Annotated in this window: 9 protein-coding genes; 7 read left to right on the forward strand and 2 right to left on the reverse strand. The window is 41.2% G+C overall.

Annotation, left to right across the window (positions count from 1 at the left end; translation table 11 throughout):
* Positions 1-141 precede the first annotated feature (141 nt).
* Positions 142-1,179 (forward strand): porphobilinogen synthase, encoded by a 1,038-nt coding sequence (hemB, locus tag A1QC_RS05330; protein ID WP_017024383.1) that lies wholly within the window; start codon positions 142-144, stop codon positions 1,177-1,179.
* Between the two features lie 133 nt (positions 1,180-1,312).
* Here hemB and gppA read toward each other — a convergent pair whose 3' ends face one another.
* Positions 1,313-2,803, reverse strand: coding sequence for a guanosine-5'-triphosphate,3'-diphosphate diphosphatase (gene gppA / locus A1QC_RS05335; RefSeq protein WP_017024384.1), 1,491 nt, complete (start codon positions 2,801-2,803; stop codon positions 1,313-1,315).
* 19 nt (positions 2,804-2,822) lie between these two features.
* On the reverse strand, positions 2,823-4,130 hold the full coding sequence (rhlB, locus tag A1QC_RS05340; protein ID WP_017024385.1) for an ATP-dependent RNA helicase RhlB: 1,308 nt from the start codon (positions 4,128-4,130) through the stop codon (positions 2,823-2,825).
* 113 nt (positions 4,131-4,243) lie between these two features.
* Here rhlB and trxA point away from each other — a divergent pair, with 113 nt between their 5' ends.
* The 6 genes from trxA (at position 4,244) to fre (ending at position 10,181) form a co-directional block, all read left to right on the forward strand.
* Positions 4,244-4,570, forward strand: a complete 327-nt coding sequence (gene trxA / locus A1QC_RS05345) for a thioredoxin TrxA (protein WP_017024386.1) — start codon at positions 4,244-4,246, stop codon at positions 4,568-4,570.
* A gap of 210 nt (positions 4,571-4,780) precedes the next feature.
* Positions 4,781-6,040 carry a transcription termination factor Rho gene (gene rho / locus A1QC_RS05350; RefSeq protein WP_017024387.1) on the forward strand — a complete coding sequence of 420 codons (1,260 nt, stop codon included), beginning with the start codon at positions 4,781-4,783 and terminating at the stop codon, positions 6,038-6,040.
* A 120-nt stretch (positions 6,041-6,160) separates the two neighbouring features.
* A complete protein-coding gene (locus A1QC_RS05355; RefSeq protein WP_017024388.1) occupies positions 6,161-7,159 on the forward strand; it encodes a hypothetical protein in 999 nt (332 codons plus the stop codon).
* Positions 7,160-7,305: 146 nt separating this feature from the next.
* Positions 7,306-9,183, forward strand: coding sequence for a 4-hydroxy-3-polyprenylbenzoate decarboxylase (ubiD, locus tag A1QC_RS05360; RefSeq protein ID WP_017024389.1), 1,878 nt, complete (start codon positions 7,306-7,308; stop codon positions 9,181-9,183).
* Position 9,184: 1 nt separating this feature from the next.
* On the forward strand, positions 9,185-9,454 hold the full coding sequence (locus A1QC_RS05365; RefSeq protein WP_026025723.1) for a 2Fe-2S iron-sulfur cluster-binding protein: 270 nt from the start codon (positions 9,185-9,187) through the stop codon (positions 9,452-9,454).
* Positions 9,455-9,467: 13 nt separating this feature from the next.
* Positions 9,468-10,181 (forward strand): NAD(P)H-flavin reductase, encoded by a 714-nt coding sequence (gene fre, locus A1QC_RS05370; RefSeq protein WP_017024390.1) that lies wholly within the window; start codon positions 9,468-9,470, stop codon positions 10,179-10,181.
* The last annotated feature ends 141 nt before the right edge of the window (positions 10,182-10,322 follow it).

A 10,322-nucleotide genomic window follows, 5' to 3' on the forward strand; every position in this document is an offset into this window, starting at 1 on the left:
GTCATTTAGCTGTTGGTTGATTTTAGCGTAAGCTTTGGTATACCTGAGGGCGTAAAATCTTTACTTCCAAGGTATAGCGACAGTGATATGATGGGAGCTGAATATAAAATAGTGATCAAATTTTCGGTAAGGAGAGTTAAGGTGTCAGTATCCATTCAAGGTCAATTCCCAGGTCGCCGTCTACGTCGTCTTCGTAAGCATGATTTTAGTCGTCGTTTAGTCGCTGAAAATTCAGTGAGTGTGAATGATTTGATTTACCCAATGTTTGTATTGATGGGAAAGAATCGCCGTGAAGCGGTTGAATCTATGCCTGGTGTTGAGCGCTTATCTATCGACTTATTATTAGAGGAAGCGGAGTATCTATCGAAATTAGGTGTTCCTGCTATCGCATTATTTCCTGTCGTCAATCAAGATGTAAAATCTTTATGTGCAACAGAAGCGTATAATCCGGAAGGCTTGGTACAAAGAGCCGTTCGTGCTCTGAAAGAACATGTCCCAAATATTGGTGTGATCACTGATGTGGCATTAGACCCATACACCACACATGGTCAAGATGGCATCATTGATAAAGATGGTTATGTGTTAAATGAAGAAACGACAGATGTGCTAGTTAAGCAAGCATTGTCTCATGCTGAAGCGGGAGCCGATGTTGTTGCACCCTCTGATATGATGGATGGGCGTATTGGTAAAATCCGTGAAGCCTTAGAAAAAGCAGGTCATATTCATACTCAGATCATGGCTTATTCAGCTAAATACGCCTCTAACTATTATGGCCCATTCCGTGATGCAGTCGGCTCTTCATCGAACCTTAAAGGTGGTAATAAGAAAAACTACCAAATGGATCCTGCTAATAGTGATGAAGCTTTGCACGAAGTGGCAATGGATATCAATGAAGGGGCTGATATGGTGATGGTGAAGCCAGGTATGCCTTACTTAGATATTGTGCGCCGAGTGAAAACTGAGCTGCAAGTTCCAACGTTTGCTTATCAAGTCTCGGGTGAGTATGCGATGCATAAAGCGGCTATTCAAAATGGTTGGTTAAAAGAAAAAGAAACCGTGATGGAATCTTTGCTTTGCTTTAAGCGCGCTGGCGCCGATGGTATTTTAACTTATTTTGCGAAAGATGTGGCTGAGTGGTTAGCACAAGATGCAATATCAGCCGATGTGGTTGAAGATTAAATGTAGACCCATACCTATAATAATGATCGGTTGACGATTGGTACTAAGGTAAAGATACAAAAACGGGAGCCTAGAGGTTCCCGTTTTTTGTTTGGATAGATTTGTTCAAATGGATAATAGGGGCGGCAACAAGTTATTCAGCAATAACCAGTGGCCAACCAATATCACTTTGTCTATTCGCTTCAATTTCTAACTCGGCTTGAGTTAACGGATTTTTCTGTAGCCAAGTTGGGTCTATGGTAAGTGTTAGGATATCGCCTTCAGAGTGAATTGAGAATTCCGGCTGAAGAATTGCTTCTCGTCTATGAGTCAGTAGCACTGATAGTCTTAATAATCGAAGTAAGCGCTTACTACTTTGACTTGAGAGCGCGTGTTGCTCTGGCAGAGATGTGAGTTGTTCACGATAACGACGAGTTAACTCGGCTAAAAAATGTTTTTGCGCGCGGGTAAAACCGGGTAAATCGAGGTGTTGTAATAAATAGGCACCGTGTTCACCACCTTTTTTAAAGTCGATGCTAAGTCCTATTTCATGCAGTTCGGCTGCGGATTGAAGTAAGAAAGCCGCTTGAGTCTCTGGTACCCAACTTAGCCCTCCACATTGCTCAAGTAGTTCGAGAGCAACATTGGCGACTTGTTCTGCGTAGAGAGTATCAACCTGATAACGTTTTTGTACGCTACTCACTGTACGTTGACGGATATTTGATTGACGCATTTCGCCAATCATTTCATAAGCTAAGCCTTCACGTAGTGCTCCGCCAGCGAGAGTCATGGACTCAATATTTAAACTTTCAAATATCGCAATTAATATCGATAAGCCACTTGGGAATACTAATGCTCTTTCAAGGGTTAAACCATCAATTTCGAGTTCTTCAAGATGAGAGGCCATCATGGCTTGTTTCTTAAGACGTTTGAGCTTACTCAAGGTAATGATTTCATCCATTCCTTGTGCCAGCATTATCTCTTGTAGGGCCTGTACAGTACCACTTGCCCCAACACAGACATCCCAACCCAATTGCGAGTACTTGGTTAATATGGGCTCTAATGTTGCTTTGGCGGCAAGAATGGCTGTATCAAAATTACTTTGAGTGAGTTGCCTGTCATGGAAATAGTTATCTAACCAGGTGACACACCCCATAGAGAGGCTCACTAAGGCTTGGGCTTCAAACTCTTTGCCTATAATGAGCTCTGTGCTTGCGCCACCAATATCAACCACTAAACGTCGGCCTAAACCACCAGAGGTGTGGGCAACGCCTTTGTAGATGGTGGCAGCTTCTTCTTCACCACTAATGACTTCAATTGAGTGGCCTAGGATTTGGTTCGCTTTACTTAAAAACGTCTCCACATTGGTCGCAGAACGTAAGGCAGCAGTACCAACAATTCGTATATTCGTTGGCGGAATATCTTGCAGACGCTCTGCAAATAAGCTTAAACAGTCCCATCCTCGTTGCATGGCTTCTTGGCTTAGTTGGTTATTTTTATCTAAGCCATTAGCTAAACGTACTTTACGCTTAATTTTTGCCATGGTTTGAACACTACCATCAACATGTCGAACGATCAGCATGTGGAAGCTGTTCGACCCCAAATCAATGGCGGCATATAAAGGAGATGAAACTGTATTACTCATAAGCCAATGACACCTTAATTTAACTATTACGTGGCTGACGTGGGCGACGATTGTTGTTACGAGAGCCATTGTTACGGTTTGAACCACGTGCGCCAGTATTGGTTCGGCGATTTGTTTGTGGTGGACGCTGTAATCGTATTGCTGGTGGTAAATCTGTCAATAGTGAATCGGCATCATATTCCGACATTGGAATCGAGTGCTCAATGTATTCTTCAATTGCAGGGAGATTGACAGCATAGTCTTCACAAGCAAAGCTAATCGATGAGCCACTGGCTCCAGCACGACCTGTACGACCAATTCGGTGTACGTAATCTTCTGCGTCATCGGGTAAATCGAAGTTGAATACATGTGTTACCGCTGGGATGTGTAATCCACGGGCTGCGACATCAGTTGCCACTAAGAAATCGACATCACCACGAGTGAACTCATCTAAAATACGTTCACGTTTTTTCTGTGGAACATCACCAGTAAGTAGGCCAGCACGGTGTCCATCCGCCGCTAAGCTTCCCCATACAGCTTCACATTTGTGTTTCGTGTTGGCGAAAATAATCGCACGTTCTGGCCACTCTTCTTCAATCAATGTTTGAAGCAGTGCCATTTTGTGTTCATTGGATGGGTAGAACAATTCTTCCTTGATGTTGTTCCCGGTTTTTTGTTGGTCTTCAACGAGAACATGCTCAGGGTTGTGCATATGTTCAAACGCTAATTCTTGTACACGATACGATAACGTCGCAGAAAAAAGCATGTTAAGACGATCGCTCGGCTCCGGCATGCGACGGAATAAGAAACGAATATCTTTAATGAAACCAAGATCAAACATGCGATCGGCTTCATCAAGTACTACAGCTTGAATGCTGTTTAAACTAAATACTTTTTGTTTGTAAAAGTCGATGATACGGCCACATGTGCCAATCAAAATATCAACACCGTCTTGCAACTTAGTTAATTGCTTATCGTAGCTTTCACCACCATAAGCAAGGCCAGCTTTTAAGCCTGTTGATTCAATTAAACCTTCCGCATCGTTGTAAATTTGGATCGCGAGCTCACGCGTCGGAGCCATAATAATGGCACGAGGGTGACTTTTTTGTCGTCCTTCTGGTTCTGCTGTTTTTAGCAGATGGTTAAAAGTAGCAGTTAAAAACGCAAGCGTTTTACCAGTCCCGGTTTGGGCCTGGCCTGCAATGTCTTGGCCGGTGAGCAGTACCGGCAACGCCAAGGCTTGGATAGGGGTACAATACTCGAACCCTTTTTTCTCCAATCCTTCAATGACTTGGGGTAATAAATCCAAATCGGCGAATTTTTGCTCTGTGATATGTGTCTTCTTCATTGCTATAGAATATCAGCTTAAGCTTGCAATACGAAAGTAAATCCATTCCAATAGGCAATCTAATTGCTGGTTATCATCCAACCAGATCATAAATATATACATTGGAGTGGAAGATGAGTGACAAGATTATGCAGCTTTCTGATGAAGGTTTCGAAAATGATGTAATCAAAGCTGCTGGTCCAGTTCTAGTAGATTTCTGGGCAGAATGGTGTGGTCCTTGTAAAATGATTGCCCCAATTCTTGATGAAATCGCTGAAGAATACGAAGGCAAGCTCACTATCGGTAAATTAAATATCGATCAAAATGCAGGAACCCCACCAAAGTTTGGTATTCGTGGTATTCCAACATTACTTTTATTTAAAGACGGTGGCGTTGCAGCGACTAAAGTAGGGGCTTTATCTAAGACCCAACTGAAAGAGTTTTTAGATGCAAACTTATAAGAGCTACAATTAATTTTGTAACTATAAACCGCATATAACTTACCTATATGCGGTTTTGTATTTTTATAAAGGTAGACTCGTCTTTATTTTAGTGATAATTTATCGCACGTTAATTAGACAAATATTCATTTCTTGGCCGTTCCTTAAGGTCAAACCTATCTTATAAACAACCAACAGAATCCTATTTTGACAAAAAAAGCATCCACCACTATGAACCTAACAGAACTGAAAAACAGACCTGTATCTGAGCTTGTTGCGCTTGGAGAAAGCTTGGGTTTGGAAAACTTAGCCCGTTTAAGAAAGCAAGATATTATCTTTTCCATCCTAAAGGCACATGCTAAAGGTGGTGAAGACATTTTTGGCGATGGGGTTTTAGAAATTCTTCAAGATGGCTTTGGCTTCTTACGCTCGGCAGATTGTTCTTACCTTGCTGGCCCAGATGATATTTATGTCTCACCAAGTCAAATTCGCCGTTTTAACTTACGCACCGGTGATTCGGTTGCTGGGAAGATTCGACCACCTAAAGATGGTGAACGTTATTTTGCCCTTCTTAAAGTCAACACGGTTAACTTTGATCGCCCAGACAACGCCCGCAACAAAATCCTTTTTGAAAACTTAACGCCTCTACATGCCAATGAGCGCATGGTGATGGAGCGCGGTAATGGTTCTACCGAAGATATTACAGCTCGAGTTCTTGATTTAGCTTCTCCTATCGGTAAAGGTCAACGTGGTTTGATTGTTGCTCCGCCAAAAGCGGGTAAAACCATGTTGCTACAAAATATTGCGCAAAGTATTGCTCACAACCACCCTGAGTGTGAGTTGATGGTATTGCTTATTGATGAGCGCCCAGAAGAAGTAACGGAAATGCAACGCCTAGTAAAAGGCGAAGTGATTGCATCTACTTTTGATGAGCCTGCATCTCGCCACGTACAAGTGGCTGAAATGGTAATTGAAAAAGCCAAGCGTCTTGTTGAGCATAAAAAAGACGTGGTGATCTTACTTGATTCGATTACTCGCCTTGCTCGTGCATACAATACCGTTGTTCCATCATCAGGTAAGATCTTAACCGGTGGTGTGGATGCGAACGCATTACATCGTCCTAAGCGATTCTTTGGTGCTGCACGTAATGTTGAAGAAGGCGGTAGCTTGACTATTATTGCTACTGCTTTGGTTGATACCGGTTCTAAAATGGATGAAGTTATCTACGAAGAATTTAAAGGTACAGGTAACATGGAATTGCACCTAAACCGTAAAATTGCGGAAAAACGTGTCTTCCCTGCTATCGATTTCAACCGCTCTGGTACTCGCCGTGAAGAGTTATTAACCAAAACTGACGAGTTACAAAAAATGTGGATCTTACGCAAGATCGTTCACCCAATGAGTGAAACGGATGCAATGGAATTCCTTATTGATAAGTTAGCGATGACGAAGACGAATAACGAATTCTTTGATGCAATGCGTCGACAATAATTCCAGTTATATTTTCGTAGCTTAAGTTAATGATAATCACCGCTCACATTGAGCGGTGATTTTTATTGTCTTAGAGAAAAATTGGTTGCACTATAAACGGCAACACAAAAGGAAGAAAATATGCGACAAGGATTGTTAGCAGTTACTTTACTTCTGAATGCTGTTTTGTGGGTTCCTTTAGGGCATGCGATTGAAATAACACAGGAAGAGGTTACTTCATGGCTAAACAACTCCCAAGTACATCAGTCAGTTGACAATATCTATCAAGATGTTTTGCTTGATAAGGCTCGCGTAGTAGAAAAAGCGCTGGCACAAATCCCCTTGCCTAAACAAGAAGTTGTTCGTTACCTTTTACTTAGAAAAATAGAAATGGAGCGCTTGGTGTTAACACCGAGAATGTCTATTTTTATCAAATCACAGCAACAACACTCCCCAGTTTATAGTGTCTCTGATAATGGTGATGGTTATACGGCGATCATGCCTGCTTTTAATAGTTCTCTGATTGCTAACCGTTTAATATCAAATTGGAAGCAAGATCAAACGACGATTGATTTTATTATTGCGGTTGAAAGTCAGGATTTAGATCTGCCTAATTGGTTAAAAGGAAATTCACAATTAACCAAAGAGCATGAAGCATTATTACTGAAAGAGGCTGATAGTCTCTCTCCGCAAGCATTAGATTATTTGGTGAATCAATTAGTGGGCACTTCGTTAATAAAATGGGTGCCTTCTACTGCGGTAGTGATTAAATTGGCTCAACTTACTGAAGATCAACGTATGTATAATTTGCTTTGGAAAATGAAAGGTAATGAAGACAGCCAAAATGAAGTGAGGCGGTTAGCTTCAGTTGGAAATGCATTTTCAGTAAAGCAATTGATAGAAGCCTCTCAGAATCCAGCACTTAAAAATACAGCCATTGGTGAATTAGTTAATATTCAGCCAATGAGTCTCGAAGCAAAAGACTTTCTTGTCGATAAACTGAATCATGTTGATGATGGAGTTTTGGTCGCACAAGCTCTATCTGATAGCCCTCATCGTGATTGGTTGGTGAATTTATTAGAGTCTGGTGGTGTTAAAAAGTCCCAAAGTTTAATGCAAGCTCTCGTCACACACGAATAATTAGCTTATTTGAAGCGCTAATAGTCATTGTTTTTGTATAAATTCACATTCAAATGAGAATCATTGTCGATTTATTATTGAGGTTCATGCATATTACTTTGGTTGCGTATATAATAGTCGCCTTTGAAAATGGCCAGTAGATATTTATGAGCTTTAAAGATTTACGTGATTTTGTTGACCACTTAGAAACGAAAGGACTGCTTAAACGCATTTCTCATCCCGTCGATCCGCACTATGAAATGACGGAAATCAGTGATCGTACCTTACGTGCTGGTGGTCCTGCATTATTATTTGAAAACCCAATTGGTTACCACATGCCTGTACTTACTAATTTATTTGGTACGACAGAGCGTGTTGCCATCGGCATGGGGCGTCAAGATGTTTCTGAGTTACGTGAAGTCGGTAAGTTACTGGCCTATCTGAAAGAGCCCGAGCCACCAAAAGGCTTTAAAGATGCGATTGATAAACTTCCGGTATTTAAACAAGTTTTAAATATGCCAGCCAAAAGACTTCGTTCAGCTCCTTGCCAAAAAATTGTACTTGAAGGTGATGAAGTTGATTTAGATAAGATCCCTGTGATGAGTTGTTGGCCTGGTGATGTTGCACCGTTATTGACTTGGGGCTTAACGGTAACGCGAGGTCCAAATAAGAAACGTCAGAATTTAGGGATCTACCGACAACAAAAAATTGGTAAAAATAAAGTCATTATGCGCTGGCTTGCTCACCGAGGTGGTGCATTGGATTTACGGGACTGGATGGAAACTCACCCTGGTAAGCCTTTTCCTGTTTCTGTTGCCTTTGGCGCCGATCCAGCCACTATTTTAGGTGCCGTAACACCGGTACCAGACACGTTATCAGAATATGCTTTTGCTGGTTTGTTACGTGGTAGTAAAACCGAAGTGGTGAAATCGATTAGCAACGATCTCGATATTCCAGCCAGTGCCGAAATTGTACTGGAAGGGTATATCGATCCATCTGAGTTTGCCGATGAAGGCCCTTATGGCGATCATACGGGCTACTTTAATGAAGTCGAAAAGCACCATGTGTTTACCATCACTCATATAACAATGCGCAAAGATGCCATCTATCATAGTACCTATACTGGCCGTCCACCGGATGAACCTGCCGTATTAGGCGTTGCGTTGAATGAGGTGTTTGTGCCTATTCTGCAAAAACAATTTCCTGAAATTATCGATTTTTATCTACCGCCAGAAGGATGCTCATATCGAATGGCGGTTGTGACGATGAAGAAGCAATATCCGGGTCATGCCAAAAGGGTCATGATGGGGGTGTGGTCTTTCTTACGCCAATTTATGTACACCAAGTTTGTGATTGTTTGCGATGAAGACGTGAATGCTCGTGATTGGGGCTGCGTGACTCAAGCGATGAGTAAGCACATGGATCCTGCACGAGATACGTTATTGATTGATAATACGCCAATTGATTCTTTAGATTTTGCTTCTCCTGTGGTTGGGCTTGGTTCTAAAATGGGCTTGGATGTTACTAAAAAATGGCCAGCAGAATTAGAAGCCATCGGTTTGAAAGAAAACCCATTGCATTCTTCAGCATTGACTCAACAACAAATTGAAGAATTTCAAAGTCACTTTCCTGAAATTAGTGATTGTCATTTTCCACTTGGCGTGGACTCTTCTTATATTGCGATTTTTAAAATGCGTAAGCAGGAAGTTGGTCATGGAAAACGCTTAATGTTAGAAGCATGGGATTTTTTAAAGCAATCTGCTGATATTCATTTTTTGATTTTGTGCGATGAAGACGTTGATATCAGAGACTGGAACGATATTATCTGGGCTGTGACAACTCGAATGGATCCAAGCCGAGATACCTTCATAGTTGAATTAGACAGCTCCGACAAAACAGGTTCAAAAATGGGCTTAGATGCAACCAATAAGTGGCTAGGTGAAACCCAAAGAGAGTGGGGGACACCGATTAAAAAAGATCCAAAAATAGTGTCTGCTATTGATGATATTTGGGAGCAGCTCAATATTTTAGCTGAACCTCATTAGAGTGATCTATCGGGTAACACTTTTACCGGATCATATTGAATTTGACGCAGATTCAAAACAAACACTTTTAGATGCGGCTTTGGAAAGTGGGATTAACTTACCAAACCGATGCCGAGTGGGTGTCTGTACAGCCTGCGTTTGTAAAAAAATCGAAGGGGTTGTTTATTACGATCTTGAACCTGTACTTACCGAAAAAGAACAGCAACAAGGTTGGATATTCCCCTGCAAAGCTTATCCAAGAAGTCACTTAGTCTTGTCTTTAGACGAGTGAGCAAGAGGAAATCATGACCATCGAATGTAAAGTAAAATCAATTGAACCATTAGCGAGTAATACATTCCGCATTCTATTGCATCCGGAAACACCTGTAGAGTTTAAAGCAGGTCAGTATCTAATGGTGGTAATGGGAGAAAAGGATAAGCGTCCATTTTCAATTGCGAGTAGTCCTTGTCGCCACTTAGGAGAATTAGAGCTTCATATTGGTGCTGCTGAACATAATGCTTATGCGATTGAAGTCGTTGAAGCTATGAATCATGCTTACGCCAACAATGGCTCCATTACAATAGATGCTCCACATGGAACGGCATGCTTACAAGAAGATAGACAAGAGTCATTACTATTAATTGCTGGTGGAACGGGTTTTAGTTATGTTCGCTCAATTTTAGATCATTGCATTAGCCAGAACATAACTAACCCTATTTATCTTTATTGGGGAGCAAAAGACAGTAGTCAACTCTATGCAATGCAAGAACTAAATGAAATAGCTATAGCACATAGTAATGTACATTTTATTCCTGTTATTGAACATTTAGAGGATGAATGGGCAGGAAAAATAGGAAATGTGCTAGAAGCAGTCGATCAAGACTTCGCTACATTAGAGAATTTTGATGTGTATATAGCCGGTCGCTTTGAAATGGCAGGAGCAGCAAGGCAACAATTTGTAGATCGTAAAGGGGCGAAGAAAGATCGTATGTTTGCGGATGCATATGCATTTATCTAATTAAAAGTCCTAATATAGAGTGCTAAATAAACAAAAAAGGAGCGATTAGCTCCTTTTTTAATCGAACGATAAATAAATGCAAAAAATCATAAAAAAGATCTTGCTAAGCCATAAGATCTCCCTATAATGCGCCCTCACTGA

It is taken from the genome of Vibrio rumoiensis 1S-45, assembly GCF_000286955.2.
Classification (GTDB): domain Bacteria; phylum Pseudomonadota; class Gammaproteobacteria; order Enterobacterales; family Vibrionaceae; genus Vibrio; species Vibrio rumoiensis_A.

Excerpts from the sequence above, each read along its gene's own strand:
- gppA (WP_017024384.1), bottom strand. The coding sequence starts at position 2,803 with ATGAGTAATACAGTTTCATCTCCTTTATATGCCGCCATTGATTTGGGG.
- rhlB (WP_017024385.1), bottom strand. The coding sequence starts at position 4,130 with ATGAAGAAGACACATATCACAGAGCAAAAATTCGCCGATTTGGATTTA.
- trxA (WP_017024386.1), top strand. The coding sequence starts at position 4,244 with ATGAGTGACAAGATTATGCAGCTTTCTGATGAAGGTTTCGAAAATGAT.
- rho (WP_017024387.1), top strand. The coding sequence starts at position 4,781 with ATGAACCTAACAGAACTGAAAAACAGACCTGTATCTGAGCTTGTTGCG.
- A1QC_RS05355 (WP_017024388.1), top strand. The coding sequence starts at position 6,161 with ATGCGACAAGGATTGTTAGCAGTTACTTTACTTCTGAATGCTGTTTTG.
- ubiD (WP_017024389.1), top strand. The coding sequence starts at position 7,306 with ATGAGCTTTAAAGATTTACGTGATTTTGTTGACCACTTAGAAACGAAA.
- fre (WP_017024390.1), top strand. The coding sequence starts at position 9,468 with ATGACCATCGAATGTAAAGTAAAATCAATTGAACCATTAGCGAGTAAT.